The sequence below is a fragment of the Pseudomonas sp. B392_1p genome, assembly GCF_052245235.1.
Lineage (GTDB): Bacteria > Pseudomonadota > Gammaproteobacteria > Pseudomonadales > Pseudomonadaceae > Serpens > Serpens gallinarum.
The window spans coordinates 347,436-360,525 of the sequence record NZ_JBQPXM010000004.1 but is presented as its reverse complement, the minus strand read 5'-3'; the positions used below and the strand labels follow the sequence as shown (position 1 = coordinate 360,525).

Here is a 13,090-nt window from a genome sequence, read left to right as displayed (position 1 = left end):
GCACGCCTTGGGTGTGGATGAACGCGGGGGCGGTTGCCATCGCGGTGGTCATGACCCTGGGGCTGTTGCTGGTGATTGCCACCCGCGGGCTGGGACATTTCTGGCCGGCCGATGTGATCGAAGCCGATTACCAAATGCCCGGCCAGGCCAGTCGTGTATTGGCGGGCGAAGTGGTGCAGCTGGAAGAAGTGCCGCGTGCTCGCCTGGCCGCGTCCGGCCTGCCAGTCACCGCCGAAGGCGGCGAGTTCATGACCCGCGAGCTGCTCAAGGTGGGCAACCGTGAAGTGTATGGCGCCGACTTCAGCTGGGTGGTCGGCGAATGGCTGGCCAACCTGCGCACGCCTGCCGAGTTGATGGTGCTGGAGCGCCGCGAGTGGGGCAACTTCTACGGCTACCTGGTGAACGTCAAGGAAAGCGGCCAGCTGGTCGCCGAGGGCGAGGCCGCTTGGGGCGAGTTGCAGCGTCGCATCGACCGTGTCGATGCGCTGCACAAGGACATCGTGGCGCTCGAAAAGCAGGACATTGGCCGCATCAACCATGGCCTGGAGCGTTTGCGCCTGCAGGGCCGCAAGCTGGAGTTGCAAGGCAAGCTGGATGCCGTCGCCCAGGCTGATCTGGATGCTGAGCGGGCGCAGTGGGATGCCGAGTACAAGGTACTGGAAACGCGCCTGGTCGAGCTGTATCAGGCGTTCAACCGTGACAGCGTGACGGTGCGCACGGTCGATGGCCAGGAGCAGGAGATCAGCCTCGGCAAGGTGGTGCGTGCCTTCCAGCCCAATGCCATGTCGTTCGGGGACAAGCTCGGCTTCTACTTCATCAAGCTGTGGGAGTTCGTCAGCGACGAGCCGCGTGAGGCGAACACCGAAGGCGGCATCTTCCCGGCGATCTTCGGTACGGTGCTGATGACGCTGATCATGGCGGTAATCGTCACGCCGTTCGGCGTGATCGCGGCGGTGTACCTGCGCGAATACGCCAAGCAGGGCGTGCTGACCCGGGTGATCCGCATTGCGGTGAACAACCTCGCCGGCGTGCCGTCCATCGTTTACGGCGTGTTCGGCCTGGGCTTCTTCGTCTATGTGCTGGGCGGCTCCATTGACCGGCTGTTCTTCCCGGAAGCCGCGCCGGCGCCGACCTTCGGTACGCCGGGCCTGATGTGGGCCTCGCTGACCCTGGCGATCCTTACCCTGCCGGTGGTGATCGTTGCCACCGAAGAAGGCCTGGCGCGCATTCCGCGTACCGTGCGCGAGGGTTCGCTGGCGCTGGGTGCCACCAAGGCCGAGACGCTGTGGAAGATCGTCTTGCCGATGGCCAGCCCGGCGATGATGACCGGCCTGATCCTTGCCGTGGCGCGTGCCGCCGGTGAAGTGGCGCCGCTGATGCTGGTGGGCGTGGTCAAGCTGGCGCCGAGCCTGCCCCTGGATGGCAACTATCCCTACCTGCACCTCGACCAGAAAATCATGCACCTGGGCTTCCACATCTACGACGTCGGCTTCCAGAGCCCCAACGTCGAAGCCGCACGCCCCTTGGTGTATGCCACCGCGTTGCTGCTGGTGGTGGTAATCGCCACCTTGAACATGAGTGCGGTCTACATCCGCAACCACCTGCGCGAAAAGTACAAGGCGCTTGAACACTAACAGCCGATAAAAGCGCTGGAGGCTGAACGCTGGACGAGTGAGGGCTTTTTCGTCCAGCCTCAAGCCTTCGGCCTCCAGCGAATGACGGAGACACCCATGCAAGCACAAAACCATAGCCACGGCATCGACATCGGCGCCCTGGGTCGCAACAAGCAGAGCCTGTCGCTGGCCGACGAGAAGGTGGCGCTGGAAGTGCCCGGCCTGAACCTGTTCTACGGGCAGAAGCAGGCCCTGCACAATGTCGCCCTGAACATTCCCAAGGAGCGCGTGACCGCCTTCATCGGTCCGTCCGGCTGCGGCAAGTCCACCCTGCTGCGCTGCTTCAACCGCATGAACGACCTGGTGGACGGTTGCCGCGTCGACGGCGAGATTCGTCTTGATGGCCACGACATCTACCGCAAGGGCGAGGATGTCGCCGAGCTGCGCCGCCGCGTCGGTATGGTGTTCCAGAAGCCCAACCCGTTCCCCAAGAGCATCTACGAGAACGTGGTTTACGGACTGCGCATCCAGGGCATCAACAAGAAGCGCACCCTCGATGAAGCCGTGGAGTGGGCGCTCAAGGGCGCGGCGCTGTGGGACGAGGTCAAGGACCGCCTGCACGAGTCGGCCCTGGGCCTGTCCGGCGGCCAGCAGCAGCGTCTGGTGATCGCGCGGACCATCGCCGTGTCGCCGGAAGTGCTGCTGCTCGACGAACCCTGCTCGGCGCTCGATCCGATCTCCACCCTCAAGGTGGAAGAGCTGATCTACGAGCTGAAGTCCAAGTACACCATCGTCATCGTCACCCACAACATGCAGCAGGCCGCGCGCGTTTCGGACTACACGGCGTTCATGTACATGGGCAAACTGATCGAGTACGGCGACACTGACACGCTGTTCACCAACCCGGCGCAGAAGCAGACCGAGGACTACATCACCGGGCGCTACGGCTAGTACCACGCAAGACGAGAAGAGCGCTGGAGGCTGGAGGCTGAACGAATGGCTTCCTCGTCCAGCCTTCAGCCTTCAGCCTTCAGCGGCTTTTCGGAGTTTTGATATGAAAGACAATCACAGCCAACACATCTCCCAGCAGTTCAACGCCGAGCTGGAAGAGGTGCGTAGCCACCTGCTGGCCATGGGTGGCCTGGTGGAAAAGCAGGTCAATGACGCGGTCACCGCGCTGATCGAGGCTGATTCGGGCCTGGCCCAGCAGGTGCGTGAGCTCGACGAGCAGACCAACCAGATGGAGCGCGACATTGACGAGGCGTGCCTGCGCATCCTCGCCCGCCGCCAGCCGGCGGCCTCCGACCTGCGCCTGGTGATCAGCATCTCCAAATCGGTAATCGACCTGGAGCGCATCGGCGACGAGGCGTCGAAGATTGCCCGTCGCGCCATTCAACTGTGTGAGGAAGGCTCGGCGCCGCGTGGTTATGTCGAGGTGCGGCATATCGGTGACCAAGTACGCAAGATGGTGCAGGATGCGCTGGACGCCTTCGCGCGCTTCGACCCGGAGTTGGCCCTGGCAGTGGCGCAGTATGACAAGACCGTCGATCGCGAGTACAAGACCGCCCTGCGCGAGCTGGTCACCTACATGATGGAAGACCCGCGGGCGATCTCGCGCGTGCTCAATGTGATCTGGGCGCTGCGCTCGCTGGAGCGCATCGGCGACCATGCGCGCAACATCGCCGAACTGGTGATTTACCTGGTACGCGGCACCGATGTACGTCACATGGGCCTCAAGCGCATGCGCGAGGAAGTTCAGGGCGACAAGGGTTCGCCGGCATAACGTGCAGAACCGCTGCATGGCCGCGAGTGGGCGCATAACGTTCGCGGCCAAACGGTACCATCGTTTCGCCAAACTTGATCCGCAGCGCTCGCAGTCTGGCCCCTGCTGTCGTTTTCAATGGCTTGCTAAAGCCAGGCCTGGGCCAGCCGATACCCAACAGAACAGGCACTGCTAGGTGTCAACGTACGGAAAACCGGCGCACGCCTCGGTTTTCCTTGTGCCGTGGGCGAAAGGGGCGGGTTTTGGCTGAATCAGCGGAACGATTTGAAGTGGCATTAGGCTATTACTGCCGCCTATGCTTGATCCCCTCGAGTGGGAGGGTGCGATGAACAAAGTCAGCGTACTGATCGTGGATGACGCGGCATTCATTCGCGATCTGGTAAAGAAGGGCTTGCGTGTGCATTTTCCGGGCATTCGCATCGAAGAGGCCGTCAATGGCCGCAAGGCCCAGCAATACCTCAGCCGTAACGAGATTGACCTGATCCTCTGCGATTGGGAGATGCCGGAGATGTCCGGACTCGAGCTTCTCGCGTGGTGTCGCAGCGATGACGCGCACCAGACCACGCCGTTCATCATGGTCACCAGTCGCGGCGACAAGGAAAATGTCGTGCAGGCGGTCAAGGCAGGCGTGACCGATTACATTGGCAAACCGTTCACCAGCGAACAGCTGCTTGGCAAGGTCAAGAAGGCTCTGCACCAGTCGGGGCGTCTTGAAGCATTGGCGTCGGGCACCAACAGCCAGTCCGCCTATGCCATGGCCGGCGACTCGGTCAGCGCCCTGACCGGTGCGCGTGTCGATGCGGCGAAGTCGCTTCTCAATGCCCCGCCCGTGCCGGGCGCCTCCGCCGCTGGCAAACCTGCCGTCAGCGCGACTGCGCCAAAACCGGCGGTGAACAAGTCCCTGAACAATCGCGGGCGTGGTCAGTTGCGCCTGTCCGGTGGCATCCTCCCGTGCCTGATCAAGGACCTCAGCCTCAAAGATGCCTCGGTGCTGATCAAAAGCGCCAGTTTCATTCCGCAGGTGCTGGAAAGTGCCGTGCTGGACCTCGAACAGGGCGAAGGGGGCGAAGTGGCACGGCTCAATGGCTATGTGCACGCCATTGCTGCTGCGGAGCCCCGGGCGGACAGCGAATGGCTGCAGTTGGTCTTGCGCTTTGTCGACAGTGATCCGAAGAAGCTCGATTACTTGTCGCGGCAGATCGCCCGCGGTACTCAGCACAGGCATTTTGTGCCTGGCGCCTGAGAGCTTCCTGACGCTTCGGCTCCTCGACGGAGCCGGAAATCGAACGGCTTCACAGCTTGAGTCCGCACCACTCGCACCGCCTGGCAAGGCTCGCTAGGCTCCCGCGTTCAGCCTAGTGCGGTTCAGATATTCTTCACCATGCTTGCACGCTTGCTTCTTCTCGGCGGTCTGCTGGCCCTGTGCGTGCCAACCACCGCCTTGACCATCTACAAGTACACCGATGCCAACGGCGTGGTCACCTACAGCGACCAGGCCCACAGCGGTGCTCAGGTGTTCGTGTTTCGCGACCGCATGGTCGAGGAGCTGGAGAATCGCGTTCATCTAACCACGCGCAAGCACGCCGCCGGCGAAACTCTGGTGGTGCACAATGAGTTGTACGCGCCGGTGGAGATCGAGCTGCGCCTGAGTGAGGTGGACAATGCCGTGGGCGCTCCGGATGAGCCAGTACGCTGGATCTTGCCGCCACGCAGCGAGATCCGCCTGCTGACCCTGGCGCCGCGAGACCCTGCCAAGCCGCTCAGCTATACGCCCAAGCTGCGCCATGCCCTGGGCGATCCACGGCTGCTGCCGACCAGCAGCCGTTACCCGCTGCCGTGGCAGGGCGGCCCCTTCCGGCTGACCCAGGGCGCCAACGGTCGCTACAGTCACTTTACACCCAAAGGGCGCTACGCCATGGACATCGCCATGCCAGAAGGCACGCCAATTCTGGCCGCCCGTGGCGGTGTGGTGGTCAGCCTGGAAAATCAGCAGAGCGGGCGCGGCAATAACCCTTCCGGCAACTATGTGCGCATCCTGCATAACGACGGCACCATGGGCGTGTATCTGCACCTGATGCGTGGCTCGGTGCGAGTGCGCGAAGGGCAGCGTGTGGAAACCGGCAGTCTGATCGCCCGCTCCGGCAATACCGGCAACAGCACCGGCCCTCATCTGCACTTCGTCGTGCAGCGTAATGTCGGGCTGGCGCTGGAATCGATTCCGTTCACCTTTACCCAGCCGGTCAATAGCCTGCCGAATTTTGCGGTGGGCGGCGAATAGCGGTACGACCCTTCGTCGGCTGCTACGGAGTTGCGCAGGCGCGCGCTCATATTGACTACTAATTACTCAACATGCCGTAGAACCCAGCCGCCGCGGACGGGCCGCGCGGCGTGGTGCAATCGCCAGGAGGACCGCTTTCATGACCCGATTGCAGTGCGAGTATCGCGAACATGCCATCAAGGCCGATGTGGTCGAGCATCCGGACTTGCCCACGCCCTGGGCGGGCGGCTGCCATATCACCGCCCCGGACGGACACACCACGCGGCGGATCGCCTTGCCGGTGCAATCGGCTTTTCTGGCCGACCTGGACAGTGCTCAGCGCGCGTCCATTGCGCATGGCAAGTGGCTGGTGGATCAGCACCTGGATCATGGACGGGCACTGCCGGAGTAAACGGCTGCCCATCCATCGGGCCTCACCCCAGCTTGAGCACCTTGGCCAGGACAACCTTGGGGCCTTTCATCTTCTTGATGATGATGCGCAGGCCTTCGGTGTCCAGCGCCTCTTCTTCCTCCGGCATGCGCTTGAGCGTGTCATAGATCAGGCCGGCCAGCGTATCCGCCTCGACATGGTCGAGGTCGACATCGAGCAGGCGCTCGATCTTGAATAGCGGCGTGTCGCCGCGCACCAGGAGCTTGCCGGGCTGGTACGCCAGAATGCCACGCTCGGTCTTGCGGTGTTCATCCTGGATATCGCCCACCAGCGCTTCGAGCACGTCTTCCATGGTCAGGTAACCGATCACCTTGCCGTCGGCCTCTTCGACCAAGGCGAAATGTGCCCCGCCCTGGCGGAAGGTTTCGAGCAGCGTGGTCAGCGGCATGTGCCGTGAAACGCGCTCCAACGGGTGCATCAGCTCGTCGAGGTCGATGTGCTCGGGACGCTTTTCCAGCAGTGAGAGTTGCAGCAGCAGGTCCTTGATATGGAGAACGCCGATGAACTCGCCAGCATCCTCATCATAAATCGGGTAACGGCTGTATTTGTGGCGGCGAAACACACGGAACACGTCTTCGAGGCTGGCGCTGCGCTCGACATAGACCAGGTCTTCACGGGAGTTGGCCCAGTCGGCGACTTCCAGCTCGCCCATTTCGACGGCCGAGGCCAGTACGCGAATATCCTGATTGCTGGGGTCGTGAGCCCGATTGGAGTGCAGGATCAGCTTGAGTTCTTCGCGGCTGTAGTGATGCTCGCTGTGTTCGCCCGGCTCGCCCTGCCCGGCAATACGCAAGATGGCATTGGCGCTGGCGTTGAGCACGTAAATGGCGGGATACATCGCCCAATAGAACAGGTACAGCGGCACGGCGGTCCACAGCGACAGCAGTTCCGGCTTGCGAATCGCCCAGGACTTGGGCGCCAGTTCGCCGACCACGATGTGCAGGTAGGAAATCACCGCGAAGGCGGAAAAGAAGGCAATACCGTGGAGCAAAGCCTCGGATTCGACGCCGAACATCTCCAGCATGGGTTCGAGGAGATGGGCGAAGGCGGGTTCGCCAACCCAGCCCAATCCCAGCGACGCCAAGGTAATGCCCAGCTGGCACGCGGACAGGTAGGCGTCCATCTGGTTGTGAACGGTGCGCAGAATATGTCCCCGCCAGCCGTGTTGTTCGGCGATGGCGTCGACCTTGGTGGCGCGCAGGCGGACGATGGCGAACTCCGCGGCGACGAAGAAGCCGTTGAGCAGGACGAGAAACAGGGCGAACAGGACGAGGCCGAAGTCGGCAAAATAGGAGGCAGCGGTAAAACTAGGGGAAGGGTCCATGGATACGAAAGTTGGCCAATGAAGCGCGCAAGATGGGCCTGCGCGCACGGTTTTTCAAGGCATAAAGATCAGTCTCTTGAATTTGGCGCGTTGCGCTGGACTAGTTGGTTGTGCGGGAAGTGGCAGGTGAAGGTGCTGCCTTGGCCCACCGTGCTGATCACATCCAGGCGGCCATGGTGGCGCAACAGTACATGCTTGACGATCGCCAGGCCCAGCCCAGTGCCGCCGGTGTCGGAAGCCCGACTGGCATCGACCCGGTAAAAACGCTCGGTGAGGCGAGAAATATGCCGCGGTTCGATGCCGATGCCGCTGTCCTGCACCGACAGATGGCCACCCTGTTCATTGCCCCACCAGCGAATCTGGATCTCCCCCTCATCCGGGGTGTATTTCACCGCATTGAACACCAGATTGGAAAAAGCGCTGCGTAACTCGCTTTCGCTGCCCTTGAGCTTGAGGTGCGGATCGGCCTCAAGACTGATGCGATGCTGGCGCTCGCCCGATAGCGCCTGGGCGTCTGCACGGATTGACAGCAGTAACAGGTCGACCGCCACCGGCTGGTTGTCCGAGGGGTAATCGGTGGCTTCCAGGCGGGCCAGCATCAGCAGGTCATTGAGCAGGTTCTGCATGCGGCCGGCCTGCTGCTGCATTTGCTGCATGGGGCGCAGCCAGCGCGGATTGATCTGGTCAACGTTATCCAGCAGCGTCTCTAGATAGCCGGTAATCACCGTCAGGGGGGTGCGCAGTTCATGGGAGACGTTGGCCACGAAGTCCTTGCGCATCTGCTCCAGCAGCTGCAGCCGCGTGACGTCTCGCACCACCATCAGGTGCTCGCTCTGACCGTACAGGGTGATAAAAAACTGCAGTTGCAGCTGCGGGTTGATCGGCGAGGGCAGCTCCAGCGGGTCGTGAAAATTCTGCCGATCGAAATAATCCTTGAAACGCGGATGACGGATCAGGTTGGTCACCGCCTGGCCGGTGTCCTGGGGTGCGGTCAGGCCGAGCAACGTGCGTGCGGCGGGATTCCACCATTCCAGATTACCGTCGCGATCGAGCATGACCACCGCATCCTTGAGCGCGGCAGTCGACTTCTGGGCGCGGTTGATCACCGCCTGCAGCCGATCGCGGGCCTGGCGGCTGCGGCGCTTCTGGTAGTGGATGCGGTCGTAGAGTTCTTCCCACAAGCCGCTGGCATGGGGCACTTCATCGTCCGGTTCGGCATGTTCCAGCCAATGGCGCAGTCGCAGCAGACCCGTGAGCAGCCAGGCCAGGTAGGCGGCCAGGCACAGTGCCACACTCCAGCCCCACGCCTTGGTGAACAGACCCAGCAGCAGGCTGGTGCCCACCAAGAGGGCCATGTGGCGGAACAGCACACTTCGCCAATTGGAATTCAAGGGCGTTACTCAACCTTTAGTGGAAAAACGGTAACCGGTGCCGCGCACGGTCTGCACCAGCCCTTCATAGTTTTCGCCCAGCGACTTGCGCAACCGGCGGATGTGCACGTCCACGGTACGTTCTTCAACGTAAACGTTGCCACCCCACACCTGGTCGAGCAGCTGGCTGCGGGTGTAGGCGCGCTCCTGATGAGTCATGAAGAACTGCAGCAAACGGTATTCGGTCGGGCCCATTTCGGCGGGACGACCGTCGATGGTCACCCGGTGGCTGACCGGGTCCAGGTGCAGGCCGCCGATTTCGATCGGCGTCTCGCCATCGTCCGGCGCGGTGCGGCGCAGCACCGCCTTGAGGCGAGCAACCAGCTCGCGCGGGGAAAACGGTTTGGTGATGTAGTCATCGGCGCCGACTTCAAGGCCCTGCACCTTGTTGTCTTCCTCACCCTTGGCGGTGAGCATGATTACCGGGATGTTGGCGGTCAGTACGTCGCGCTTCAGGCGCCGGGCCAGTTCGATGCCCGACGTGCCGGGCAGCATCCAGTCGAGCAGAATCAGGTCGGGCATGCGGTCCACGATCATGCTGTGGGCCTGCTGGCTGTCCGCGGCTTCGAGGCTTTCGTAGCCGGCCATTTCTAGCGCTACGGCAATCATCTCCCGGATGGGTGCTTCGTCATCGACGATAAGAATGGTTTTTCCTGCCATGGGTATCGCCTTTTGGGTTCCAGTCACTGGCCTGCATTAGATAACGGAATTATTGCAGGGATGTGACAGGCGGACTTCAGCTGCCGATGGGGCAGGGTTGAACATGCCGCCTGGGCGCAGGGTCATACCCTTCGAACTGGCCGCAGCCCGCGCTTGGCCTGGCAAGAGGAACATTACGATGAAAACACGTTTCACGTTGCTGACGGGGGCCGCATTGGCCGCATGGCTGGCGCTGCCGGCCCTGGTGCTGGCGCAGGAGCCGGCCATGGTGAAAGAAGGTCGATTGGTCGACGGCCAGGGCATGACCCTTTACACCTACGGCAAGGACAGCGAGGGCCAATCCAACTGTACCCAGGAATGCGCGGATATCTGGCCACCCCTGGTCGCCAGCGAGGACGCCACAGGCTCGGGTGACTGGAGCCTGGTCACCCGCGACGACGGCACGCAACAGTGGGCCTATGACGGTAAGCCCCTGTACACCTACGTCAAGGACACCAAACCCGGCGACACCACCGGCGACACCCTGATGGGCGTCTGGCACGTCGCCAAGCCGAAGTAAGGGCGCGCTGTTGGCCGAGGTAGGCCACCAGTCGACTAGCCGGCCAGGGGCGTGCTGCGCAGCGCGTAATCGACGAGTGCGCCAATCAAAATCACCAGCCCCGCCCAGTGGTTGTGCAGGAAGCACTGAAAGCAGACCAGCGGATCACGATGGCGGGTGCGCCAGAATTCCCACAAGAAGCACAGCGCGGCACCGACCAGGCCGAGGTGGAAGTACAGGCCCAGCTCGAAGCGCGCCGCGGCGAGCATCAGGCAGAACAGCGAGAGAAACTGCAGGCCGAGGATGATCGCGCGATCCGCTTCGGCAAACAGAATGGCGGTGGATTTCACGCCAATCTTCAGGTCGTCCTCGCGGTCGGCCATGGCGTAGTAGGTGTCATAACCCACGGTCCACACCAGGTTGGCGACGAACAGCAGCCAGGCTTCGGGCGGCAGGCTGCCGGTCTCGGCGGTGAAGCACATCAGAATGCCCCACGAATAGGCCGCGCCGAGCACCACCTGCGGGTAATAGGTGTAGCGCTTCATGAACGGGTACAGCGAGGCGACCGCCAGGGCGCCGAACGACAGCCAGACGGTGACGGCATTGGTCATCAATACCAGGCCGAAACTCAGCGCGACCAATACGGCGAACAGGGTCCAGGCTTCGCGCACGCTGATCTTGCCCCTGGCCAGCGGGCGTTCACGGGTGCGGCGTACATGGCCGTCGACGTTACGGTCGGCGAAATCGTTGATCACGCAGCCCGCCGAGCGCATGAGGATCACTCCCAGGGTGAAGATCACCACGTTGGCAACGCTGGGCGCGCCCTTGCCGGCAATCAACAGGGCGGTCAGCGTCGGCCAGAGCAGCAGGTAAATACCGATGGGCTTGTCCAGGCGCATGAGCTGAATGAAATCCCAGGCGCGTGGGTGCAGGCGATTGAAGGAATGCAGCAGGTGGGTATACATGGGGCCCCTCCAAATGGACGCGGCGATTATAGAGGCGTGCGAGCGCTCTGCGCCGCCTTCCACAGCGCGGGCAGGAAAATCTCGGCGACCAGTACACCCGCGGTGCCGCGCAGGAAGCACGAGCGCCGGCCCCACAGTTGGGGCTGACGGATGGCCTCCGGTAGCCAGGCCGCTGGGTAATGACAGACTTCGAACGGCGTGCGCGCAAAGGCCTTGTCACTGAATAGCAGGTGGCCCAGCGGGCGCGTACCCAGATGCTGCAGATCCAGCCCCAAGGCCTGCAAGGCGTCCCGGCTGGCGACGCTGCGGGCGAACACCCACGGCTGGCCGTGTCCACACAGATAGACCTCGCGCACCCAGCCGGTACTTCCGCGGGGCAGGGCCAGGGCCGTGCATTCGTCAGGGCGCAGTGGCTGCCAGCCTTCGCGCAGCGGTTCGACGTTGAAGACGCCGCAAGCAAGCGCGGTGAGGCGGCGGGTCAAGGATCCCGGTTCGTGCAGCCAGTCGTGGCACAGCGGTTCGAGCGCAGGGGCAAAACGGTCGGCGGTCAGCCAGGAGCAGAAATCGGACACGGGTGGCAATCGGCACAGCGGAAGAAGGCCGAAGTCTATCACGCGTACGGCTTGGCACCGGATGCTGCACTCAACCAAGGGAGGGGTCCGCAAGTGTTGGCTGAGGGGCAGGCATGGTATAGCGTTGCCGGCCAACGCAACGAATTGAGGCGCCTGGATGAACAAGTGGCAATGTGTGGTCTGCGGTCTGATTTATGACGAAGCACTGGGCTGGCCAGAGGAGGGAATTCCTGCTGGCACCCGCTGGGCCGATGTGCCGGAAGACTGGATCTGTCCCGACTGCGGTGTCAGCAAGGCGGATTTTGAAATGCAGAAAGTCGCTTGATCGGCATGAGAGGATCGACAATACCCAACAAGCCGGTCGTCATCGTGGGCACAGGGTTGGCCGGCTATAACTTGGCTCGGGAATTTCGCAAGCTCGATAGCCAGACGCCGCTACTGCTGATCAGTGCCGATGATGGGCGCTCCTATTCCAAACCCATGCTCTCCACCGGCTTCGCCAAGGGCCAGGATGCCGACGCTCTGGTAATGGCCGAGGCGGGTGCCATGGCGGTGCAACTGGATGCGCAGGTGCGCACCCATACCCAAGTGACCGGCCTGGATCCAGCGCAGCGGCGCTTGTGGCTTGATGAGGAAGCCGTGGACTACCGCGATCTGGTGCTGGCCCTGGGCGCGGATTGCATCCGCGTACCGGTGGCGGGAGATGCCAGCGAGGCGATTTATTCGATCAACGACCTGGATGATTACGGACGTTTTCGCGCCGCTGCAGTCGGCCAGCAGCGCGTGCTGATCCTCGGTGCCGGCCTGATCGGTTGTGAATTTGCCAATGACCTCAGCCTGGGAGGCTATCAGGTCGAGATGGTCGCGCCGTGCGAACAGGTGATGCCGAATCTGTTGCATCCCGCTGCGGCCAGTGCACTGCAGGCTGGCCTGGAGGGTTTGGGTGTGCGCCTGCGCCTGGGGCCTACGCTGGTCAGTCTGAACCGTACGGTGAATGGCCTGAGCGCGGTGTTGTCTGATGGCACGCACGTCCAGTGCGACCTGGTGCTCTCCGCCGTAGGCTTGCGCCCGCGCACGGCACTGGCACAGACGGCCGGGCTGACGGTCAATCGCGGCATTGTGGTCGATCGCGAGCTGCGCACCTCTCAGCCGAACATCTATGCCTTGGGCGATTGCGCCGAAGTGGACGGTCTCAACCTGATGTACGTGATGCCGTTGATGGCCGGTGCTCGTGCCCTGGGCAAGTCGTTGGCAGGACAGCCGGGTGAGGTGCGCTACGGGCCGATGCCGATCATGGTCAAGACGCCGGTGTGTCCGCTGGTGCTGTCACCGGTTCCGGCAGGCCGGCACGGCGAATGGCAAGTCGAAGGCGCAGGTGCGGATATCCGGGCGCTGTGCCGTGATGCGCAAGGCGAGTTGCTCGGCTATGCCTTGGCCGGTGCCGAGGTGCAGGGTCGGCTGGCCCTGAATCGCCAGCTCCCCGACCTGTTGGGCTGA

The 13,090-nt window shown here is 62.8% G+C and carries 14 protein-coding genes; 9 read left to right on the top strand and 5 right to left on the bottom strand.

Features of this window, described 5'->3' with window-relative positions:
- Window positions 1-17 precede the first annotated feature (17 nt).
- From pstA to ACTV8E_RS08340, 6 genes are all read left to right on the top strand, one after another.
- A complete protein-coding gene (pstA, locus tag ACTV8E_RS08365) occupies window positions 18-1,634 on the top strand; it encodes a phosphate ABC transporter permease PstA (RefSeq protein WP_443199186.1) in 1,617 nt (538 codons plus the stop codon).
- A gap of 96 nt (window positions 1,635-1,730) precedes the next feature.
- Window positions 1,731-2,564, top strand: coding sequence for a phosphate ABC transporter ATP-binding protein PstB (pstB, locus tag ACTV8E_RS08360; RefSeq protein ID WP_273538949.1), 834 nt, complete (start codon window positions 1,731-1,733; stop codon window positions 2,562-2,564).
- A 103-nt stretch (window positions 2,565-2,667) separates the two neighbouring features.
- Window positions 2,668-3,396 (top strand): phosphate signaling complex protein PhoU, encoded by a 729-nt coding sequence (gene phoU, locus ACTV8E_RS08355; protein ID WP_251834393.1) that lies wholly within the window; start codon window positions 2,668-2,670, stop codon window positions 3,394-3,396.
- A gap of 325 nt (window positions 3,397-3,721) precedes the next feature.
- Window positions 3,722-4,639 (top strand): response regulator, encoded by a 918-nt coding sequence (locus ACTV8E_RS08350; RefSeq protein ID WP_251834394.1) that lies wholly within the window; start codon window positions 3,722-3,724, stop codon window positions 4,637-4,639.
- Between the two features lie 138 nt (window positions 4,640-4,777).
- Window positions 4,778-5,674, top strand: a complete 897-nt coding sequence (locus tag ACTV8E_RS08345) for a peptidoglycan DD-metalloendopeptidase family protein (RefSeq protein ID WP_251834395.1) — start codon at window positions 4,778-4,780, stop codon at window positions 5,672-5,674.
- Between the two features lie 139 nt (window positions 5,675-5,813).
- Window positions 5,814-6,065, top strand: a complete 252-nt coding sequence (locus ACTV8E_RS08340; protein ID WP_251834396.1) for a hypothetical protein — start codon at window positions 5,814-5,816, stop codon at window positions 6,063-6,065.
- A 22-nt stretch (window positions 6,066-6,087) separates the two neighbouring features.
- On the opposite strand, the gene ACTV8E_RS08335 is transcribed toward ACTV8E_RS08340, so the two are convergent.
- The 3 genes from ACTV8E_RS08335 to phoB all read right to left on the bottom strand — a co-directional run bounded on the left by ACTV8E_RS08335 (window position 6,088) and on the right by phoB (window position 9,518).
- Window positions 6,088-7,428, bottom strand: coding sequence for a hemolysin family protein (locus ACTV8E_RS08335; RefSeq protein WP_251834397.1), 1,341 nt, complete (start codon window positions 7,426-7,428; stop codon window positions 6,088-6,090).
- A gap of 68 nt (window positions 7,429-7,496) precedes the next feature.
- The gene (gene phoR, locus ACTV8E_RS08330; protein WP_443199161.1) at window positions 7,497-8,819 is read right to left on the bottom strand and encodes a phosphate regulon sensor histidine kinase PhoR; all 1,323 of its coding nucleotides are present in this window, start codon (window positions 8,817-8,819) and stop codon (window positions 7,497-7,499) included.
- A 9-nt stretch (window positions 8,820-8,828) separates the two neighbouring features.
- Window positions 8,829-9,518 carry a phosphate regulon transcriptional regulator PhoB gene (gene phoB / locus ACTV8E_RS08325; protein WP_443199160.1) on the bottom strand — a complete coding sequence of 230 codons (690 nt, stop codon included), beginning with the start codon at window positions 9,516-9,518 and terminating at the stop codon, window positions 8,829-8,831.
- A 178-nt stretch (window positions 9,519-9,696) separates the two neighbouring features.
- Between phoB and ACTV8E_RS08320 the strand changes: the two genes are divergently transcribed.
- Window positions 9,697-10,077: a COG4315 family predicted lipoprotein gene (locus ACTV8E_RS08320; RefSeq protein ID WP_273538957.1), complete on the top strand. Its 381-nt coding sequence runs from the start codon at window positions 9,697-9,699 to the stop codon at window positions 10,075-10,077.
- 35 nt (window positions 10,078-10,112) lie between these two features.
- Here the strand turns inward: ACTV8E_RS08320 and ubiA are convergent, their stop codons facing one another.
- Window positions 10,113-11,021, bottom strand: a complete 909-nt coding sequence (gene ubiA / locus ACTV8E_RS08315; RefSeq protein WP_443199159.1) for a 4-hydroxybenzoate octaprenyltransferase — start codon at window positions 11,019-11,021, stop codon at window positions 10,113-10,115.
- Window positions 11,022-11,047: 26 nt separating this feature from the next.
- Entirely contained in the window at window positions 11,048-11,593 is a 546-nt protein-coding gene (locus ACTV8E_RS08310) for a chorismate--pyruvate lyase family protein (RefSeq protein WP_443199158.1), read from the bottom strand.
- Between the two features lie 157 nt (window positions 11,594-11,750).
- On the opposite strand from ACTV8E_RS08310, the gene ACTV8E_RS08305 reads away from it, so the two are divergent.
- The gene (locus tag ACTV8E_RS08305) at window positions 11,751-11,918 is read left to right on the top strand and encodes a rubredoxin (RefSeq protein WP_251834403.1); all 168 of its coding nucleotides are present in this window, start codon (window positions 11,751-11,753) and stop codon (window positions 11,916-11,918) included.
- 5 nt (window positions 11,919-11,923) lie between these two features.
- Window positions 11,924-13,090, top strand: a complete 1,167-nt coding sequence (locus ACTV8E_RS08300; protein WP_443199157.1) for an FAD-dependent oxidoreductase — start codon at window positions 11,924-11,926, stop codon at window positions 13,088-13,090.

Bases quoted from the DNA above. Each gene is read 5' to 3' on its own strand.
- pstA (WP_443199186.1), top strand. From the start codon at position 18: ATGAACGCGGGGGCGGTTGCCATCGCGGTGGTCATGACCCTGGGGCTG.
- pstB (WP_273538949.1), top strand. From the start codon at position 1,731: ATGCAAGCACAAAACCATAGCCACGGCATCGACATCGGCGCCCTGGGT.
- phoU (WP_251834393.1), top strand. From the start codon at position 2,668: ATGAAAGACAATCACAGCCAACACATCTCCCAGCAGTTCAACGCCGAG.
- ACTV8E_RS08350 (WP_251834394.1), top strand. From the start codon at position 3,722: ATGAACAAAGTCAGCGTACTGATCGTGGATGACGCGGCATTCATTCGC.
- ACTV8E_RS08345 (WP_251834395.1), top strand. From the start codon at position 4,778: ATGCTTGCACGCTTGCTTCTTCTCGGCGGTCTGCTGGCCCTGTGCGTG.
- ACTV8E_RS08340 (WP_251834396.1), top strand. From the start codon at position 5,814: ATGACCCGATTGCAGTGCGAGTATCGCGAACATGCCATCAAGGCCGAT.
- ACTV8E_RS08335 (WP_251834397.1), bottom strand. From the start codon at position 7,428: ATGGACCCTTCCCCTAGTTTTACCGCTGCCTCCTATTTTGCCGACTTC.
- phoB (WP_443199160.1), bottom strand. From the start codon at position 9,518: ATGGCAGGAAAAACCATTCTTATCGTCGATGACGAAGCACCCATCCGG.
- ACTV8E_RS08320 (WP_273538957.1), top strand. From the start codon at position 9,697: ATGAAAACACGTTTCACGTTGCTGACGGGGGCCGCATTGGCCGCATGG.
- ubiA (WP_443199159.1), bottom strand. From the start codon at position 11,021: ATGTATACCCACCTGCTGCATTCCTTCAATCGCCTGCACCCACGCGCC.
- ACTV8E_RS08305 (WP_251834403.1), top strand. From the start codon at position 11,751: ATGAACAAGTGGCAATGTGTGGTCTGCGGTCTGATTTATGACGAAGCA.
- ACTV8E_RS08300 (WP_443199157.1), top strand. From the start codon at position 11,924: ATGAGAGGATCGACAATACCCAACAAGCCGGTCGTCATCGTGGGCACA.